The organism is Marinomonas colpomeniae, assembly GCF_014803385.1.
GTDB lineage: Bacteria > Pseudomonadota > Gammaproteobacteria > Pseudomonadales > Marinomonadaceae > Marinomonas > Marinomonas colpomeniae.
On record NZ_JACYFC010000002.1, the window covers coordinates 491608 to 510767 of the forward strand.

Sequence of the window (19160 nt, forward strand, 5' to 3'; positions counted from 1 at the left end):
ATATCTGACTCAGTGTGCTCATAACATCTTACCTAACACATAGCACCTAGTGCTGTTTCAGTTGACTTCTTGGTGAAACGATTGTTTCATATGTTTTAATTAAGGAGGACATATGAAACATGCCATCGTACAAAATCCATTTATTACGTTAAGCGATCAAGACGGAAATAGCGCTCTTTTTACCAGTACAACAGCGGATTCAGTTACTCATAAAGATCAGCCTTTAAAAGGCCTTCGCTTAGCCGTGAAAGACTTGTTTCATATGGCAGGGTTACCCACTTCCGCAGGCAATCCAACTTGGCTAGCCAGTCATGATATTCCAACTCACACATCATCGAACGTAACGGCTTTACTTGCGGCTGGTGTTCAGTTCTGTGGCAAAACTATTACCGATGAATTGGCGTACAGTTTAAATGGCCAGAACATTCATTACGGAACCCCTGAAAACCCAATTACACCAGATCGTTTACCAGGTGGTTCATCATCTGGTTCAGCCGTAGCGGTAGCTTCTGGGCTGGCTGATATTGGCTTAGGTACCGACACGGGTGGCTCTATTCGTGTGCCTTCTAGTTACAACGGTTTATTTGGATTACGTCCGACTCATGGTGTGATTGATTCCGACAACATGGTTGCTCTAGCACCATCTTTTGATACGGTCGGATGGATGACGAAAGATCTAGAAACCTTAGAGAATGTCGCTAAGGTTTTACTTAGTAAAGTGTTGCCAGAAAACGCCCTAACTTCCTTTAATCAGGTTCTGATTTGCGACAATTTAGTCGATCAAGTTGCCCATAGTCGCGAGCTACATACGCAACTTGATCTATGGCGTCATCAAGGATTGTTAACAGACGAAGCCTCTTTGCTTATTGATACTCAAGCGTGGAAAGCCAGTGAAACGTTTCGTACTTTACAAGGTGCGGAAATTTGGCAAGAACATGGCGATTGGATTACAGAAGTGCAGCCAGAATTCGCACCTGATATTCAGTTACGTTTTGAATGGTGTGCAACGATTTCGGCTGATGACATCGCTGCAGCGAAACAACAGCGCAAAGATTTTGCTGATTGGATTCAAGGCGAGTTAAAAGACTCTGTTCTTATTATTCCAACAACACCGGGTTTATCGCCATTGTTTACTGCCTCCGCGGACGATTTGGCGGCTTACCGTAATCAATTAATGGACATGACGGCCATTGCTGGATTAGCGGGTTTGCCGCAATTGCATTTACCTGTTTGTGAATTGAATGGTGCACCGTGCGGTTTGTCTTTGATTGGGTCAAAGGGCAGTGATTTAGCGTTAATTGAATTTGCAAAAACATTGATGGAGCAAAGCTTGTGAGCCAAGAGAATAGGAATAAAAGTGGGATCGCGTTTACGGCACCGCATTTTAAAGCGACAGAAGCAGGGCAAAAAATACTAGAACAAGGTGGCACCGCGATAGAAGCTATGGTGGCCGCAGCGGCAGCAATTGCTGTTGTGTATCCGCACATGAATGGTTTAGGCGGTGATGGTTTTTGGCTGATTAGTGAGCCGGGAAAAGCGCCAGTTGGCATCGATGCTTCTGGTAAAGCGGCACAAGGTGCAACGCTTGATTTCTATAAGAACAGCGGCTGCGAAAGCATTCCAACGCGAGGCGGAAAAGCCGCGTTGACGATGGCTGGCGCGGTAGCCGGTTGGCAAGAAGCCTTATCGATCAGCGAAACGTGGCAATCGCCTTTGCCTTTATCAGGTTTATTGGAAGACGCTATTCAATTTGCTGAAAACGGCAGTGCGGTGACGCAAACCTATGTAGACGCCAGTAATAAGGTTTTTGATGATTTAGCCGACGTTCAAGGCTTTTCGGTGTATTTAAAAGACGGTATCGTCTATCAGAAAGACGATAATTTAATACTTTCAGCTTTAGGGAAAACGCTAAAACGCCTTACTGAAAATGGTTTAGACGATTTTTATCATGGTGAAATCGCGCAAGAATTGGCAAAAGACTTAGAAACTGCAGGTTCGCCAATTCGATTGGAAGACTTTCATTCTTATCTAGCTAAACGAGTAAAACCGCTGCAAGTCACAACCAGTGCAGGAACCTTATACAATTTGTCTGCGCCGACTCAAGGTATCGCGTCGTTATTGATTTTGGCTTTGTACGACCGTTTACATACACAAGCTAAAACGCCAACCGACATGGCGCATTTGTTAATTGAATCGACCAAACAAGCCTTTATTGCACGTAATCAGTACGTGACGGACGAATCACGTTTAACAGCAGATTTAGAGGCTTTATTAGCCGATGAATCACTGGAAGAAATGCTGAGTAATATTTCTTTAGACCGCGCACAGACTTGGCCTCATATGGCGAAGCACGGCGATACCATTTGGATGGGCGCGTGTGACAGTGAAGGCCGGATGGTGAGTTACATTCAGAGCCTTTATTGGGAATTCGGCTGCGGTGTGGTGAGCCCTTCTACTGGCATTGTTTGGAACAACCGAGGCTCATCTTTCTCATTGGAAGAAGGCTCACTTCAAGAGCTTGGACCAAACCTGAGACCTTTCCATACATTGAACCCTGCGTTCGCTGAACTGAACGATGGCCGTCGTATGAGCTACGGCACCATGGGCGGAGAAGGTCAGCCACAAACTCAAGCGGCGCTGTTTAGTCGTTATGTTTATCACAATATGCCGTTAGATAAAGCCATTAGCGAAGGTCGCTGGTTGTTGGGTCGCACTTGGGGTGATGTGAGCCATAATTTGAAAATTGAAGAAGATTTTGCCGAAATGGTCGCGGACGAATTGAAAACACGCGGACATGATTTGGTCGTTGTCGATTCGCAAAGTGAAATGATGGGGCACGCTGGGGCCGTTGTATTGCTTGGTAATGGTGAAGTATTAGCGGCAACCGATACGCGCAGCGATGGCTTAGCGCTACAAAATAATGAAGTTAGTGCTACATAGTGAAGTTACTGAGTTTTTGTCGTGAATTTAACGCTAATTTACGTGGTAATTTACACAGTAGTAATTGTTGATTTTAGTTGATCTGAATTAGAAAAAGGAAAAATGAATGTCATTTGTAATGGAAAATTACCCAATGTTATTGGCCATGATGGGAACCGGCATTGTCGGCGGTATTCTGGCGGGGTTATTGGGTGTGGGTGGCGGTATCGTCATCGTTCCTGTTTTGTTCTTTATTTATCAAGGTTTGGGCATCAGCAGTGATACTGCAATGTTAGTCGCGACGGCAACGTCTTTGGCGACCATTATTCCAACATCAATCAGCTCTATTCGTTCGCACCGTGCCAAAGGCAATGTGGATTTTGATCTATTGAAGCATTGGGGCGTGTTTATATTCATCGGTGTTGTGATCGGTAGTGTTGTCGTTACCCGTGTTGAAGGCCAATGGCTAACGCTGTTGTTCGGCATCGTTGCCTGTCTGTCGGCGTTGAATATGTTGTTCGCACGCAAAGAGGCCATGTTCAAGTCGTTACCGGGAAAAACGGGTCAAAGTGTTATGGCGACCTTGATCGGTTTGTTCAGCAGCATGGTGGGTATTGGTGGCGGGACATTAACAGTGCCAACACTGACTTTTTGTAACTATCCAGCTCATCGCGCAGTGGGAACCGCCGCCGCTGTGGGTTTGATTATTTCCCTTCCAGCCGCCATTACTATGTTGATATTCGGTGAGCGTCCAATCGATGCGCCTTTCGGTACGATTGGTTTGGTAAACGTGATTGGTTTTGCTTGCATCGTACCATTAACGGTTGTGTTTGCGCCTATTGGAGCGGGTCTTGGGAGTCGTCTTGATTCCGCGAAATTGAAAAAAGTCTTTGCTATTGTGTTGATCATCACGGGTTTACGCATGCTTTACCAATCCATTTTTTAAACGTTTCTCTAATTAAGCGTTTTTCTCATTAGACGTCTTTCTCATTAGGAGTACTTATGCAACCTTTGTCTTTTCCTCCAAGGTTATTAATGGGCCCAGGCCCAATTAACTGTTATCCGCGTGTGTTAACTGCGATGTCGACGCAATTGGTTGGGCAATACGATCCGACCATGACAAGTTATATGAACGAAGTCATGGAACTGTACCGTCGTGTATTTAATACACAGAACCAACAAACCTTTTTGATCGATGGAACGTCTCGCGCGGGTATTGAAGCCGCGCTGATCTCCTGTTTGGAGCCAGGCGATAAAGTCTTGGTGCCGATCTTTGGTCGCTTTGGACACTTGTTGGCAGAAATAGCAGAACGCGCCGATGCCGAAGTTCATACAATTGAAGTACCTTGGGGTGAAGTGTTTGATCCTCAGCAAATTGAAGAGGCATTAAAGCGAATACAGCCAAAGTTGTTAGCGATTGTTCAAGGCGATACCTCGACAACCATGTTGCAGCCATTGGAAGAGCTTGGTGATATTTGCCGCGCTCACGATGTGTTGTTTTACACAGACGCGACGGCATCAATCGGCGGAAATCCATTTGAGACAGACGCGTGGAAAATCGATGCGGTGTCGGTTGGTTTGCAGAAATGTCTTGGTGGTCCATCAGGCAGTGCGCCAATGACCTTGAGTGATCGCTTTGTCGATTGCGTCCGCAAACGTGCTCATGTTGAAGCGGGTATTCGTGATGCCCATCACAAAAGCGCGACGGGTCAGCGTATTCGTTCAAACTATTTTGATTTACCCATGATCATGGATTATTGGGGCGATGAACGCCTGAATCATCACACGGAAGCCGCCACCATGTTGTTTGGTGCGCGTGAATGCGCAGTGGGTTTATTGACCGAAGGCCAAGACGAAGTACTAAAGCGTCATCAGTTTGCAGGCAATGCCATGTTGTCAGGTGTTCAAGCCATGGGGCTTCAACCGTTTGGCGATTTGAAACACAAAATGAGCAATGTGGTTGGTGTACATATTCCAGATAATGTAGACGGCGAAGCGATTCGTCATACTTTGTTGAATACCTTTAATATTGAAATTGGCACCAGCTTTGGCCCACTAAAAGGCAAAGTATGGCGTATCGGAACCATGGGTTATAACGCCCGCCAAGATGCGGTATTGCAAACCTTACAATCTCTTGAAACTGTATTGCGACGTGCTGGATTCAGCTTGTCAGCAGGTGAAGCGGTTGATGCTGCGATGGCTGTTTACAGTGGAGAATCATAATGCCTGATTACGGCAAAATCGCACAACAAGTCATGATGCGTTGTGATGAGCTTGGCAAAATCAGTCAATCAGATGAAAATTTGGATCGACGCTATCTCACACCAGAGCACCAGCAGGCGAACCAATTAGTGGGCGAATGGATGTCCCAAGCGGGTATGAAAACTTGGCAAGATGAAGCTGGAAATCTGTGGGGACGTTTGGAAAGTAAAACACCAAATGCACCACGATTTTTAGTGGGCAGTCATTTGGATACGGTTCCGAATGGCGGTAAATATGATGGTATGTTGGGGGTATTGGCGCCGATCTCCTTAATAAATGAATTTAATGAACAATCTATCGAATTGCCATTTCATTTTGATCTCGTTGGGTTTGGCGACGAAGAAGGTACGCGTTTTCGTTCTACTTTATTGGGCAGTCGTGCACTCACAGGCGAATGGCCAGCTGAATGGGCAGAAGTGGAAGACGCTGACGGTATTAGTTTAAAAAATGCTTTAAAAACCTTCGGCTCCGACTTCGATAAAATCCCCAATGCGGCCATTTCTACAGATGATTTAATAGGGTATTTGGAACTTCACATTGAACAAGGTCCTGTGTTAGAAGACGAAAATTTACCGGTTGGCGTGGTTAGTGCGATTGCTGGCGCGAAGCGTTTTGATCTGTCTGTCAAAGGCATGGCGGGACACGCAGGCACAGTGCCAATGCCACTACGTCAAGACGCATTATGCGCGGTCAGTGAAATGATTTTGGTCGTGGAAAAAGTCGCTCAAGAACATGGCATTGTTGCCACCGTCGGACAGATAAATAACCGTCCCAATGGCGTAAATGTCATCTCAGGTAACACTCAATTTTCATTAGACATTCGCAGTGAATTTGATGGGAAACGCGATGCAGGACTGGCGCAAATCATGGCAGAAATACAGGTCATCGCCGACCGTCGAAACGTGATTTTAGAATCGAAGCAAACCCATTCTGCGCCTTCGGTTCATTGTGACTCAGCATTGCAGGGAGTCCTTCGTAACGCCATAGAACACGCAGGGCACAAAGTACTGACATTGCCTTCTGGTGCAGGGCACGATGCTATGGCGATTGCGGACATTTGCCCTGTAGCTATGTTGTTTATGCGTTGTGACAAAGGTATCAGCCATAATCCAGCGGAAGCGATTACTACACCAGATGTCGCGGTGGCGTTAGAGGTTTTGGATCACGCTATTAAAAACTTGGGTTAGGGTTAGATAGTTTGTTTTGCTGAAGAGCTCACAGAACACCGCAGCTTCCCGAGAAGACTCGAAGAATCGCTCTGGTGTTATGTTGGATTTTTCTCATACGCTATCAAAAGACATTCAGAATTTGTGAGGTAAAAAATGAAGTTCACAAGAATTTACAACGATAAAGAAGGCAAAAGCCACTTTGGTGAATTGGAACTCGAGCTGAAAGACGGCGGGCCGATTGGTTTTTTGTCAGAACGATTCCCAGCGGGCGACATTATCTTTCGTGAAACCCCAAGCGACTACGATTTTAAATGGCATCCAGCACCACAGCGTCAGCTTCTTTTCATTATTAAAGGACGATGTGAGTTCAAAGTATCCTCTGGCGAAACACGCCAATTCGGTGGTGGTGATTTAATCCTTCTAGAAGACACCGCAGGCGAAGGCCATTGCAGCAAAGCGCTCTTCAATGAAATCCGCCACTCCATCTTCGTCACCGTACCGGAAGACGTCACCTTTTAGACCTGAACATCACTAGTTCCTTCCTTTTTGCTTTCCTTCAGCTAAAAAGTAAGTGGAAGGGGTGGGGTTGCTCTTGGTTTCAATTTCAATAGTTTTGCAGAGCAAAGTAACATCTAATTTGTCTGTGGCTATTATAAGCTGAAAAACCGTATTGATGTTTAAATGTGTGAGAATAAGAACGCTTGTAGTTCGTCTAGTTCTTTGTCTATTGCTAAAATATGTACGGTTGCTTTAGTGTCCAATGCCGTTAGTGTTTCTTTATCTGATGTTTCCGATATCTGTTTTGTTAGTATTTCGACTTGTTCAAGTTCTCGCCCCATATTAGTAAAAATTGCATGGGAGCGGAAATCAAATTCATTGTCTGTTCCCTTGTAATACCAGTCCCCAAATCGGGTTTCTTTTATGTCTAGATGTGATGCTTGAGTGTTGCCTTGTAGGGCATCAATGAGGAACTGTATTTTCCAGCTTTGCAGTTCAAGCAAACAAGATGCAGTATGAGCAAAGGCCATAGATTTATAGCCAGCCTCCATTAATTCTTCCGAATTTTTGGCAGTTTTATCAAATGAACTGCTCAGGCTTTTACAAGATTCGCTCACATCGACGGTTAGGCTGTGTAGATTTCCAATTTGAAGGCTGACTTTATTGGTTCGCTCGTCGATGTTATTTACGAGTGTTGAAATTTGTTCGCTGGAGTCTCTAGATTTTGTTGCTAGTGCTCTTACTTCATCGGCTACAACCGCGAAACCGCGACCATGTTCGCCTGCTCGTGCTGCTTCAATGGCGGCATTAAGTGCGAGTAAATTCGTTTGATCGGAAATACTTTGAATTGTATCGGTAAACCCTTTTATTTCACTGGCCGTGCTTTTTAATCCATTTACTTCTTCTGCACTACTTTTGGTTAACGATGTGATGCTTGCTAATGATTCTACTAATTGCATGATTTCTTTTTTATTACGTGCAACGTCTTCGTTATCCCCTTCAGATGCGCTCATTGGTTCGAATAACAAGTCAGATATTTTGTTTACGGATTTTAACGAACATGTAATTACATCTTGTTGTGGCAAGATGAGTTGATCTCCTGCATGGGGTGTATTTTTTAAAGTTAGACTGTCTTCTGTCAGAACCTGAACTTCCGCTTTTAGCGCTTCAATTTCTCGCTCTAATGTATTTTTTTCTATTTCTACTGTGTTTAATTCACTTTCTAATGTTTGAATTCGCTTCTTACCAAATAGCATATGGACTCCTAATAACGAATAAGTGAACGAAAATACCAGCACCGTATGATGCTGGTATTTCTGATATCGGATGACTTAGGTATTAATCCATATCTGGTTCAAACAAGCCGCGTTTCATATAAAACTTGACCCACAGAGCCGCGATAACACTAATCACTAACAACATGCCGCCAGCGATGCTGAATATCATCTGTGTCATTTCTGGTGCAGGTGAGTTATTGATGATGACGTACACCATCGCCACGATACCTGCAATTTGAGGAAGTGGATAAAAAGGTGTTTTATACGGACGAGCATGGTTTGGCATGTGTTTACGAAGCACGATCACATCAATATGAGAGATGATGTAAGCCAGTAAATAACTTGTTGTCGCGGCAATAACTAAGACGATTAAGGAGTCAATATCAAGTGATAAGAATGGAATCATAGTGAAAGCCGCCATCATCACAATGCCTACCCATGGAGTATTGTAACGATTTAATGCTTTCAATTGGGGGAAGGCTTGTTTTTGCTCGGCCATGCCATGAAGCATTCTAGGTAATGCCGCAAAAATCGTATTAATCGTACTGCATGTCGCCGCTAATGCCATTAATGTAGCAATGAATAACCCTGCGTCACCAAAGACTGCATTAGCGTAATCAAGATAGGGGATTGGAGAGCCGAGCAATGTTTCTGTGCTTAAAAACAAACTTGCGCCAAATATGAACGCAAGAAATATTCCGAAGATTGCGAATAATGAAAAATGCATCGCACGTGGAATGTTTTTGACAGGGTCTTTCACCTCATTAATCATAGGGCATATGTATTCTGCCCCAACGAATAACCACATAGCGAGGGCAATTAGGCTGATGAAACTGCCATCAGCTACGCCAGCAAAACCCCAATCCACAGGTGTACCTGTTGCTTCTGCAGGAGAGGTTCCAATAATTGCTATGAGAGCAAGTAGAACAAGCGCACTAACAAGGATAAATGCCACAACGTTCTGTACTTTGGCGAACACATTTGTCCCAACAAGGTTGGTAATCATCAAAATAATGACGATAAGAATAGGGACAACTTTTTCTGGAAACATACCAGGTAGTAATTCAGATAACATAGCATCGACCAAAAATAACTCTACTGGTATTGCTAGGCTTGCGACAATGACATAACCGGCGAAAACAGAAACAATTGCTGGGAAATGTCCTATAGCTTTTTGTGTGTAAGTTGCCAATGTGCCTTCTTGTGGAAACATGAGTGACAACTCGGCAAAACTCATTGCATTAAATTGTGAAATAATCAGAGCGGCGATCATGGCGAAAACAAACGTTGTTCCTCCCATGCCTACACCCTGCATCGCTGATATCATCGCGCCTTGAACGATAACTAAGCCAATACAAATTGCCATCATGGTAGGCAACCCCATTTTTGCTTTATTTTTTATCGCTGATTGATCAGCTGTTTTTATGGTTCCTGAATTTGCGATATCGCTCATGTTCCTATTCCTCTTGTGAGTAAAACGTTCTTACGATGCCCGTTCTTACGATGTTAGAGCCGATCAAACCGATAAGGGCTTGGGTCGATAAGGGGGATTGCATTAGAGACAAGGTCTGCCGCTAATTGTCCTGCTGCTGGGCCAGTACCAAATCCGTGGCCTGAAAATCCTGTTGCTATAGTCAGACCTGGGATTTCTTTGATGTGATCTATAACAGGATTAGAATCTGGAGTGACGTCGATGACGCCAGCCCAGGCTTCTTCTATTTCTGCTTGGTCGAAAATTGGCCAAGCATTACGAAGGTTGGTTAATGCTTCTTGATTTAAATCTGGATTGAATGAAGGGTCCAAAGTGCGAATTTTTTCAAATGGCGATGGGCTATTGGCGTTCCAACGGCGTGCAACAGTGAGATCCTTGATAAATTCACGCCCTAAGGACGGGCGCAGAAAGCTTCTTTGTGCACGAAGTTGGCTCAGATAACGCCAACCAATTAATAGATGGTCTAGTGTAATCGGTGCATCAAGCGCACCTCGTTGAGTGATGATAAAGCCACCATCCTGATGTTTTCGAAACGAAAAATCTGGGCCGCCTACGGAAATGTTTGTTGGACCGTCCATTGGTTTGGTTCGTAACACAGAGCAAATTACAGGGAGTGTCGGTAAAGAAACGCCATGGTTTCCTAAGAAACGTCTCGACCATGCACCGCCACAAAGCAGGACTTTCTCGCAGCGTATTTCTCCTTTTTCAGTGACTACGCCGCTGATTTTTCCACCAGATGTAGACAGCATTCGTACAGCGCAGTTTTGAACCATAATAGCGCCTTTCTCTATGGCTGATTTGGCAATAGAGCTTGCTGCAATAGATGGCTCAGCACGACCATCCGAAGGCGTATAAATCCCGCCTAACCATTTACCTTTGCCACCGGGAACAGCTTCATCTATTTCTTTTGAACTCATCATTTTCGAATCTAAAGACAGTGAATTAACCGATTTCAACCAAGCTTCGTGTATGGCAACTTGTTCTTCAGTTTTGGCTAAGAACATGATTCCAGATTTTTTATAGCCAACTTCTTTGCCAATACGTTCTGGCATATTTGTCCAGATTTTATCGGCCGCCATTGCCAAAGGGACATCTTCAAAATGACGGCTGGTTTTGCGTATCCAGCCTAAATTTCGTGAAGATTGTTCGCCAGCAATATGGCCTTTCTCTAATAACACAACAGGAATATTCCGTTCAGCTAGCGTTAATGCAGCGGTCACACCAATGATGCCTCCACCGATAATGACGACCGTCGTTGAATCTGGTAGTTGATCGGTTGTGTGAACTGTCTCAAGTGTCTTGGTCATCAGGTCAATTCCTATGAGTATGCTTGATCAAGCGAGGTTGATTTTCGTAACGGCGGCTGAAGATGCACCTCGGTACGCGGTAACTTCGAGCTCCACCTTATAAACCGTGGAACCTAATGGTGGGCAAGTGACCGTTGTTGCTGGATCAATGCCGTGAAATCGTGATCCTATGTATTCCATAACCATATTTGTGTCTGCTGGGTCCTGAATAAACACGCGTGACATAACAACGTCTTCTAGAGATGCATCCACTGCGGTTAAAGCGGATTCAATATTCCGAAAGACTTGCTCAGTTTGTTCAATCACATCGTTTGGAATTTCTTTGGTTTCTGGATTACGTCCTGCGGTGTTTGAGACATAAATCCAGTTATCAATAGAAACAAGGCGAGAATAGCTGCCCATGATTTCAAACTTTGAACCTGTTTTTACCTTGGTGATTGTTGTCATCTGGTCTTCCAATAAGAATCTAGTAATGAAAATAAGTGCAATATAACTGACGCGAATTGAATCTAATATTCACGCCAGCCTCTTAAACGTTGAAGGGGGTAAATTGCTTACCTTAGCTCTGGGGTTTCCCAAAGATTTAGTTTCACACCGATATTTTTCTTAAGCGCGTTTTGATAGATCTTGGTTGCCCAAGCAACGTCTTCTGTCGGTAAACCACCTACAGATAACACGATGATTTCATCATCATTTTGACGGCCTGGTTTGTCCCCCGTTACGATGGAACCCAAATCTTCCAATTGGCCTTTTGTCATCAAACCTTCGTCGATCATGTCCATAAAGCGACAGCCAATAATCGGGATATACATGTGGGCAGGTTTCGGTGCTTCTTCATGCCACGCTTCATACAAACCAATGTTGTCCATGACTTTTCGAACGTCGTGTTTTTCTAAATCTTCATCAAATCGGCAATAGGCTGGCATCGAAATGTAGGCGCCTGCTTTTACCCATTCACGTTTTACAATTGGATAAGATGAAACATCACCGGTTTCGCCTGAGTTGCAGTAAGTCACGATATCGGTATCGCGCACCACGTCTTCAAGCGTGTCGACAACTTGTACATTGGTGATTTGAGGGAAGGTTTCTTTAACCCATTCAAGGAAGCTATCTAGGCTTTTCTGACCACGACCTTTTACTTTTAGGGTATCAATGTTTGGGCAGACGGCCATAAAGGCGGCAACAGAAGTTTTTCCCATAACCCCCGGCCCGAGTAGACCGATTACTTTGGAATCCTTACGAGCCAAATGGCGTGCACCAACACCGGGAACGGCACCAGTACGATAAGCAGAAAGAAGGTTGGCAGACATGTGAGCAAGTGGTGCGCCGGTATCAATGTCATTTAGGGTAAACATTAAAATAGAGCGTGGTAGACCGATTTCGCGGTTGGCGATATTGGAGCCATACCATTTCACACCACAGGTTTGATAATCACCACCAAGATAAGCTGGCATCGCCATCAAACGGCGGTCTGGTGTATGACGTGGCATGGTAGAAATTTCTGGATCTTCAGGGAAGGTCACCATAGCGCCATGGGAATCATTGTTCGCGCCAGCCATTCGATAGTCACCTTTATGCATTAGTGCGAACATATCTTCCATAGCGTCGACACATTTAGGCATGTCTGTCACGCCTGCTTTGATCATGTCTGGTTCAGATAGATATATAAAATCGATTTTTGTACTGTTTGGACTCGTGCTCTCTGACATAACATCACCTCAAAAGTATGGAATAGGTTTTTTATCTGTCGCTGTTTAGTTCGCTTTTATGGAATAACAGGCGATTTTTTCAGCCTGGTAGACCTTGCTCAAACAGCAGATGATTTCGATCCTAGACTTCTAAAAAAACCTCGTATTGAACTTTTGCGACATGGTGTTATTAATTTTTTAATTGATTGATTTTTGTTTGTTTGGCATTTGGTTTGCAGGAGATGGCGTATCTTAGGCATATTTATGAGTAAATTACCGTCATGTCACATTCTCCTCTTATTGATCATCTTGCAGGTATTCGTTCCAAACAGCCTTGGTTAGTGATGAGTGCGGCGGAGAAGTTTTCGCTCTCAGGTTCTGATGATAAGGCTATTTCTCACTTCTATAGCTTTGAAGCTAAAAATACTGAAGAGCAGACTTTTGCTATTCCAGATGGCTGTGTCGATATACTGTTTGATTGCGATGAAAGTCGACCCAGTGCTGAAGTTTTTGGTACGCCGATGGAAGCGATTACTATCGAGTTAAATAAGAATCATCGATACTTTGGGGTGCGATTTGCTTCTGGTGTTATGCCTGATTTTTTGAATGCTTCTGCAGAAGAATTAGTTGGTCATCATTACAATCTTTTGGACATTGTTCCTCATGCAAATCAAATGTTTGAAGATATTGTGAGTAGTGTAGATTTGTCTGAACAGGCCGCTTTATTTGGGCGGTTTTTTAATAATAAAGAAATACGAAAGTCTTCAGATTTAACGTCTCAGGCTTTGCAGAGTATTTGTGAAACAAATGGCACTATTCGTATTAACGACTTAGAAGATCTAACAGGTTATACCTCTCGTACTTTGCAAAGACAGTTTCGTGCTGATATGGGAATGTCACCGAAAGCGTTCTGTCGAATTATACGTTGCCAATCTGCAGTTTATGATATCAATCACAGTGAAGGTGTAACCTTTTCTGATTTGGCTTGTGATCTAGGATTTAGTGATCAATCGCATTTTTTGAGAGAGTTTAAAAAGCTTGTTAACGCGACGCCATTGGACTATTTAAACCGTGTTAAACATCAAACCTACCTAGAAAAGATTCAATATTTGTGAGCTTAAAAAGCGCCTTATTTACTTCTGTGCTCTAATTTTGCGCAAAAAAACAGTTGCTTTTTTAGGCTGGTGGATGATTTTCTATCCAATGATCGGCAATATCGCCTCGGCGAGCAATCCAAACATCGTCATGGGACTGAACGTAATCTAAGAAACGCTTTAGCGCCATGAAACGGCTTGGTTTTCCTAAGGTTCGACAGTGCATGCCAATAGACATCATCTTTGGTGAAGTGGCTCCTTCTTCATATAAACAATCAAAGTTATCTTTCAAATATTGAAAAAATTCTTCGCTGTGGTTGAAGCCATAAGGTGAAGAAAATTTCATGTCGTTACAGTCGAGAGTGTAAGGCACAATCAGATGTGGTTTGGTCTTTCCTTCACTTTTATGAGCCGTGTCATGATGCGGTACTTCAACCCAATAAGGTAAATCGTCACCATAGTTGTCTGAGTCGTATTTGAGCTGAGTTTGTTCAGCAACTAGGGTTCGAGTATTGGGTGAATCGCGCCCTGTGTACCAACCTGAAGGCTTAACTCCAGTTACTTTCTCAATCAGCGCGAGTGCTTGGCTCATGTGCGCGCGCTCTTCTTCGATACTCATGTCTTGATAGTGAATCCATTTTAAACCGTGACAAACAATTTCATGGTTACCATCTACAAAGGCTTTTGCCACATCAGGATTCCGTTCTAAGGCGGTGGCAATGGCGAAAATAGACAAAGGTAAACCACGACGTTCAAATTCGTTCAGAATACGCCATACACCAGAACGGGAACCGTATTCGTACAGAGATTCCATGCTCATGTGACGATCTTTAAACGGCTGAGCTCCGAAAATTTCAGACAAAAATGTTTCTGAATGCTCATCGCCATGAAGAATGCAATTCTCTCCTCCTTCCTCAAAGTTCAATACAAACTGTAGTGCAATGCGAGCATCATTTGGCCAAGCTACTTTGGGCTGTTGGTCGCGGCTGTAACCTGCGTAATCTCGTTCTAGGTAATGTTTCATAATAGGAGCTCGGTCGTCTGACGTTAACGTTTTAAGTTGAAAGTAATTAACTACAGTAAGTGGCTGAAAATATGCTTTTAGTATAAAACGAAAAAGCCCCGTACTGAATCAGTACGGGGCTTTTTAAGTCATATAGCAGTGATAAATAATTGCTTTTGTTCACATCATTTAAGATGAACCAAACATTAGCCTAGATTATTTATGGTTTTTAAAGGCTTCTTTTTCGTGCTTCATGATAGAACCAACTAAGCCTACAACAATGGCTGCTACACCAATGCTGAATAACACTAACATTGTTGGGCTGTCAGCAAAGGTAAAATACGCTGAAACGTTTTCCCAAGTCGTAATAGATGTACCCATTGTAATACTCCTCTAGCTTATGATTTAGCAATAGATGCTGGAACCGTTTCTGGGTAAGGATGAGCAAGAATTTCTACTTCATCAAGACCTAAGTCTTCTACACTTGCTGGTACACGTAGCATGCCTAGTTTCTTAAGAAGAAGAGACACTAGGTAACCAGGTACAAAGCCTAATACTGCGATAACGATCGCACAAAGAGTTTGTCCATATAACGTGATATCAGGGTTACCACCAACGTTTGGTGTGCCGCCAGCGAATACACCAACAAGAATAACCGCTAAGAAGCCAGTTATACCGTGTACGCCAACCGCGCCAACGGCATCATCAACACCCATTTTCTCAAGGAATTTCGCTGTACCAACGGCAACGAAGCTCATGCAAATTGCGATGATGAATGCCAAACCTGGATCGTATAGATCTAAGCCTGCAGCAACAGAAATGATACCAACAAGACCGCCAGACATCGTCCAGAAAGGATCACGAGTAGCAATGTAACAACCGATAACACCACCTGCGAAGCCCATCAAGGTATTGAAAGCGAAAGCAGATAAGTTAGTTGGAGTGCCGTAGATAGTTGTCCATCCAGTTGTATCAACGTTAAAGATGATACAACCGCCTAGGAAGCCGAAGAAACCAAAGATGATCATCATCAAACCGATAAGTGTCATCGGAAGGTTATGTGCTTTGATTTGCTGAGCCACGCCGTTGATGTATTTACCAACACGAGGTCCTAAGTTGATCAACACACCTAGCGTGAAGAAACCAGCAATAGCGTGAACGACACCAGAGGCACCAACATCATGGTAACCGTACTTAGTCAGCATCCAGCCGTCTGGGTGCCAGCCCCAAGCGCCTGCAAGAATCCAAACAACACTACCCAGTAGTACCGCAAGAATTAAGAATGCACTAACGCGAATACGTTCGATAACAGCACCAGATAAGATAGAACCTGTTGTTGCACCAAATAGAGCAAAGGCTGCCCAGAAAATACCGGAGCCCATGTCTGTTACGTCCGGTCCCATGCTTGTAGACCATGGCAATGCACCGGCTACACTTGTTGGGATAAGACCCGCTGGGAAAGATAAGTAAATCCACCAACCGAACAGGTAGAAAGTTGGAATGATAACGGCAAGTGCAAGAATATTTTTTACACCGGCTGCTAATGCGTTTTTACTGCGAGATGCACCCATTTCGTAAGCCAAGAAGCCCGCGTGAATCATCAACATGATGGCAGTACACCACCAATAGAAGACTTCTACGTTCATCGCTGCGTGCATGTCGAATACCGCCTGCTGCGAATCGAGCGCAGTTTGGAGGGATTCTAAAGTTGTTTCTGTCGCCATAATATTGTTCCTATTGTGGGTAAGTTAAACAAAGAGATTTTATATCTACGAATTACTATTACCGCTTACGCTTACTATAGAAATGTAAGTGGCTTGTTTTCAGTACGGCATCTTCGTGCTGTTTTCTGATTCTTTCTACTCCCAATGCAGAGAGCTAGGTATTGGAAATATTACTACACTGAAATATTTAATCCTGTCAGTGAATACTGTTAGCAAATAATGTGCCTATCCTTTTCGATTTACTTACATTAATGTCAAAATTTAACTAGTTAGTTAAAAAATTATGAGATTCAGTGCTTTTATCTAGCACTAAATCATCGTCTGATCTGTCTTTTAATTTGACGCCGGATAACTTGAGTGTTCTAGCTTCGTTCAATAGATAAAAGGCTTTGCGCGCGGCTTCTTGATATACAAGCCCTGCGGGGCGTATGTTTGAGATGCAATTACGAGACGCGTCTGTTAATCCTGTTTTGCCTTCCCAAGTAAGATATAAACCTAAGCTGTCTGGGGAACTTAAACCGGGTCGTTCGCCAATCAGTACTAAAACGCATTTGGCATTCAGGCGTTGGCAAATATCATCACCAATCGCTACCCGTCCCTGTTTAACGATACAAATTGGTGCGATGCTCCAATTCGACTCCGTATCATTCTCGGCTGACTCTGGTTTTTTTAAGTGGGTAAATAAGGCATTTAAAAATGATACGGTATTTTGTTCGATGGCAAGAGACGATAAACCGTCGACGACGGCAATGACTAAGTCATAGGGTTGTTGATTCATTGCTGTGTGTTCGTCGAGTATGTTTGCTGATTGATAGTCAAGTCGACGACCATAATCTGGACGTTGTAAATAAGTTGCGCGGTCCGTCGCGCGACTGTGCAAAATTAGGGGTGCGCAGTCTGGAGCCCAATCCTGCTCCGTAAGGGTTGTTGCAAGTTGCTTAGTGTCTAGTTGAGTGTGAACGGCATCAATAGCTTGAGCATGAGCCAATTGAAATGCGAGTAAATGCTTAGTAGGAACGCTAACTCCCGCTCGACCTAAACCAACTCTAGCATCGGTAAACGCGTTGAGTTTTTGCCATGGGTTTTCGGTTACTGCTTCTTCTGACTTTAGTGATTGTTGCGTTTGGGGTGAGGTGGTTTCTTTTTGGCTCATGAGCGGCCCCCAATCATACGATTAAGTGATTGTTTGAAGGCGTCTGGTAATTGATTATTCAGTGTGAATTTTTCGTTATTTTTGAATATTTCCATTCTTGCTAACCAAGCGTCGAATTCTGGTGCGGGTTTTAAGCCCAATACACGACGAGCGTAAAGCGCGTCATGAAAAGACGTAGTTTGATAATTCAACATAATGTCATCTGAGCCAGGGATACCCATAATAAAGGTGCAGCCTGCCACGCCTAATAACGTGAGTAAGTTGTCCATATCGTTTTGGTCGGCTTCAGCATGATTGGTATAACAAACATCGCATCCCATAGGTAAGCCAAGTAGCTTTGCACAAAAATGGTCTTCTAATCCGGCGCGAGCAATTTCTTTACCATCGTATAAGTATTCAGGGCCAATAAAACCAACAACTGTGTTAACCAGTAATGGATTAAATTTACGGGCAACTGCGTAAGCACGAGTTTCACAAGTTTGCTGATCTAAACCATGATGTGCATTAGCAGATAGAGAGCTACCTTGTCCTGTTTCAAAATACATGACGTTATTACCAACGGTGCCACGATTTAGTGATAGCGCCGCGTCCTGAGCTTCCGCAAGGTTAGCAAGGTTAAAGCCAAAGCTATCATTGGTAGCCTGAGTCCCTCCGATCGATTGAAAGACTAAATCGACTGGCGCTCCTTGTTCTATGCACTCAATGGTGTTGGTCACATGAGTTAACACACACGACTGGGTTGGAATTTCATAATGCTGGATAACTTCATCCATCATTTTAATTAAGCGAGTTGCCTGTTGCACATTATCTGTCGCAGGGTTAATGCCAATTACAGCGTCGCCATTGGCGTATAAAAGCCCATCGAGCATAGATGCTGCAATGCCGGTTAAGTCATCCGTTGGGTGATTTGGCTGTAAGCGGGTAGATAAATGACCCGGTAATCCTATGGTGTTACGAAAAGCTGTTTTTACATGACACTTTTTGGCAACCAAGATGAGATCTTGATTACGCATGATTTTACTGACAGCGGCCGCCATCTCTGGTGTCACACCTGCACGTATACTAATAAGTGCGTCTGGCGTCGCAATATCGCTTAGTAACCAATCTCGGAAACCACCAACTGTTAAATGAGAGATGGGTGTGAATGCGAGCTTGTCATGGTCATCTATTATGAGACGAGTGATTTCATCGTCTTCATAAGGAATAAGTGTTTGTTCAAGGAAAATGGTTAGGGGTAAGTCAGCGAGTGTCATTTGTGCGATAGCGCGTTCTTCTGCACTCTCTGCTGCAACGCCTGCTAAGCGATCACCTGAGCGTGCAGGGGTTGCTTTTGCCATGAGGTCGGCTAGATCTACAAAACTGAAGGTACGCTCACCTACGACATTGTTAAATTGAAAAGCAGAATGTGGATTACTCATAACCATTTCTCGCGTTTTACTAATATCTTGTTGGCCCGAATAAGATAGGATGAAAAGGGCATAATTTTTGCTCTCCTTTACGTTACTTAACTTTATAAATAGACGTTATCGAATAATGGCAAAATTACTAAAATTTATATATTTCAGTAAGTTAAT

General features: G+C 43.7%; 17 protein-coding genes. 7 read left to right on the plus strand and 10 right to left on the minus strand.

Features of this window, described 5'->3' with window-relative positions:
- The first annotated feature begins 112 nt into the window (after window positions 1-112).
- From IF202_RS07460 to IF202_RS07485, 6 genes are all read left to right on the plus strand, one after another.
- Window positions 113-1336, plus strand: coding sequence for an amidase (locus IF202_RS07460; protein ID WP_191594253.1), 1224 nt, complete (start codon window positions 113-115; stop codon window positions 1334-1336).
- Window positions 1333-2940, plus strand: a complete 1608-nt coding sequence (locus IF202_RS07465; protein WP_191594254.1) for a gamma-glutamyltransferase family protein — start codon at window positions 1333-1335, stop codon at window positions 2938-2940. The genes IF202_RS07460 and IF202_RS07465 overlap by 4 nt, the downstream gene beginning before the upstream one ends.
- Before the next feature lie 106 nt (window positions 2941-3046).
- Window positions 3047-3865, plus strand: coding sequence for a sulfite exporter TauE/SafE family protein (locus tag IF202_RS07470; protein WP_191594255.1), 819 nt, complete (start codon window positions 3047-3049; stop codon window positions 3863-3865).
- A gap of 56 nt (window positions 3866-3921) precedes the next feature.
- Window positions 3922-5142, plus strand: a complete 1221-nt coding sequence (locus tag IF202_RS07475) for a pyridoxal-phosphate-dependent aminotransferase family protein (protein WP_191594256.1) — start codon at window positions 3922-3924, stop codon at window positions 5140-5142.
- Window positions 5142-6368 carry an allantoate amidohydrolase gene (locus IF202_RS07480; RefSeq protein WP_191594257.1) on the plus strand — a complete coding sequence of 409 codons (1227 nt, stop codon included), beginning with the start codon at window positions 5142-5144 and terminating at the stop codon, window positions 6366-6368. The genes IF202_RS07475 and IF202_RS07480 overlap by 1 nt, the downstream gene beginning before the upstream one ends.
- A gap of 135 nt (window positions 6369-6503) precedes the next feature.
- Entirely contained in the window at window positions 6504-6869 is a 366-nt protein-coding gene (locus tag IF202_RS07485; RefSeq protein ID WP_191594258.1) for a cupin domain-containing protein, read from the plus strand.
- Between the two features lie 158 nt (window positions 6870-7027).
- Here the strand turns inward: IF202_RS07485 and IF202_RS17595 are convergent, their stop codons facing one another.
- The 5 genes from IF202_RS17595 to IF202_RS07510 form a co-directional block, all read right to left on the minus strand.
- On the minus strand, window positions 7028-8104 hold the full coding sequence (locus IF202_RS17595; RefSeq protein WP_206705420.1) for a methyl-accepting chemotaxis protein: 1077 nt from the start codon (window positions 8102-8104) through the stop codon (window positions 7028-7030).
- 82 nt (window positions 8105-8186) lie between these two features.
- Window positions 8187-9578: an APC family permease gene (locus tag IF202_RS07495; protein ID WP_191594259.1), complete on the minus strand. Its 1392-nt coding sequence runs from the start codon at window positions 9576-9578 to the stop codon at window positions 8187-8189.
- Between the two features lie 53 nt (window positions 9579-9631).
- Window positions 9632-10924: an NAD(P)/FAD-dependent oxidoreductase gene (locus IF202_RS07500; RefSeq protein WP_191594260.1), complete on the minus strand. Its 1293-nt coding sequence runs from the start codon at window positions 10922-10924 to the stop codon at window positions 9632-9634.
- Between the two features lie 27 nt (window positions 10925-10951).
- Window positions 10952-11371, minus strand: a complete 420-nt coding sequence (locus IF202_RS07505; protein WP_191594261.1) for a Rid family hydrolase — start codon at window positions 11369-11371, stop codon at window positions 10952-10954.
- A 107-nt stretch (window positions 11372-11478) separates the two neighbouring features.
- Entirely contained in the window at window positions 11479-12633 is a 1155-nt protein-coding gene (locus IF202_RS07510) for a tyramine oxidase subunit B (protein WP_191594262.1), read from the minus strand.
- 260 nt (window positions 12634-12893) lie between these two features.
- Here IF202_RS07510 and IF202_RS07515 point away from each other — a divergent pair, with 260 nt between their 5' ends.
- Window positions 12894-13727: a helix-turn-helix domain-containing protein gene (locus IF202_RS07515; RefSeq protein ID WP_191594263.1), complete on the plus strand. Its 834-nt coding sequence runs from the start codon at window positions 12894-12896 to the stop codon at window positions 13725-13727.
- Window positions 13728-13788: 61 nt separating this feature from the next.
- Here IF202_RS07515 and puuE read toward each other — a convergent pair whose 3' ends face one another.
- From puuE to IF202_RS07540, 5 genes are all read right to left on the minus strand, one after another.
- A complete protein-coding gene (gene puuE / locus IF202_RS07520) occupies window positions 13789-14730 on the minus strand; it encodes an allantoinase PuuE (protein WP_191594264.1) in 942 nt (313 codons plus the stop codon).
- Window positions 14731-14925: 195 nt separating this feature from the next.
- Window positions 14926-15090, minus strand: coding sequence for a hypothetical protein (locus IF202_RS07525; RefSeq protein WP_191594265.1), 165 nt, complete (start codon window positions 15088-15090; stop codon window positions 14926-14928).
- A gap of 17 nt (window positions 15091-15107) precedes the next feature.
- On the minus strand, window positions 15108-16433 hold the full coding sequence (locus tag IF202_RS07530; protein WP_191594266.1) for an ammonium transporter: 1326 nt from the start codon (window positions 16431-16433) through the stop codon (window positions 15108-15110).
- 265 nt (window positions 16434-16698) lie between these two features.
- Window positions 16699-17586 (minus strand): ethanolamine ammonia-lyase subunit EutC, encoded by an 888-nt coding sequence (gene eutC / locus IF202_RS07535; protein WP_191594267.1) that lies wholly within the window; start codon window positions 17584-17586, stop codon window positions 16699-16701.
- Window positions 17583-19004: an ethanolamine ammonia-lyase subunit EutB gene (locus IF202_RS07540; protein WP_191594268.1), complete on the minus strand. Its 1422-nt coding sequence runs from the start codon at window positions 19002-19004 to the stop codon at window positions 17583-17585. Before IF202_RS07540 ends, eutC begins: the two co-directional genes overlap by 4 nt.
- Window positions 19005-19160: the final 156 nt, after the last annotated feature.

Coding starts and splice junctions, on each gene's coding strand:
- IF202_RS07460 (WP_191594253.1), top strand. CDS start 113: ATGAAACATGCCATCGTACAAAATCCATTTATTACGTTAAGCGATCAA.
- IF202_RS07470 (WP_191594255.1), top strand. CDS start 3,047: ATGTCATTTGTAATGGAAAATTACCCAATGTTATTGGCCATGATGGGA.
- IF202_RS07475 (WP_191594256.1), top strand. CDS start 3,922: ATGCAACCTTTGTCTTTTCCTCCAAGGTTATTAATGGGCCCAGGCCCA.
- IF202_RS07480 (WP_191594257.1), top strand. CDS start 5,142: ATGCCTGATTACGGCAAAATCGCACAACAAGTCATGATGCGTTGTGAT.
- IF202_RS07485 (WP_191594258.1), top strand. CDS start 6,504: ATGAAGTTCACAAGAATTTACAACGATAAAGAAGGCAAAAGCCACTTT.
- IF202_RS17595 (WP_206705420.1), bottom strand. CDS start 8,104: ATGCTATTTGGTAAGAAGCGAATTCAAACATTAGAAAGTGAATTAAAC.
- IF202_RS07495 (WP_191594259.1), bottom strand. CDS start 9,578: ATGAGCGATATCGCAAATTCAGGAACCATAAAAACAGCTGATCAATCA.
- IF202_RS07500 (WP_191594260.1), bottom strand. CDS start 10,924: ATGACCAAGACACTTGAGACAGTTCACACAACCGATCAACTACCAGAT.
- IF202_RS07505 (WP_191594261.1), bottom strand. CDS start 11,371: ATGACAACAATCACCAAGGTAAAAACAGGTTCAAAGTTTGAAATCATG.
- IF202_RS07510 (WP_191594262.1), bottom strand. CDS start 12,633: ATGTCAGAGAGCACGAGTCCAAACAGTACAAAAATCGATTTTATATAT.
- IF202_RS07515 (WP_191594263.1), top strand. CDS start 12,894: ATGTCACATTCTCCTCTTATTGATCATCTTGCAGGTATTCGTTCCAAA.
- puuE (WP_191594264.1), bottom strand. CDS start 14,730: ATGAAACATTACCTAGAACGAGATTACGCAGGTTACAGCCGCGACCAA.
- IF202_RS07525 (WP_191594265.1), bottom strand. CDS start 15,090: ATGGGTACATCTATTACGACTTGGGAAAACGTTTCAGCGTATTTTACC.
- IF202_RS07530 (WP_191594266.1), bottom strand. CDS start 16,433: ATGGCGACAGAAACAACTTTAGAATCCCTCCAAACTGCGCTCGATTCG.
- eutC (WP_191594267.1), bottom strand. CDS start 17,586: ATGAGCCAAAAAGAAACCACCTCACCCCAAACGCAACAATCACTAAAG.
- IF202_RS07540 (WP_191594268.1), bottom strand. CDS start 19,004: ATGAGTAATCCACATTCTGCTTTTCAATTTAACAATGTCGTAGGTGAG.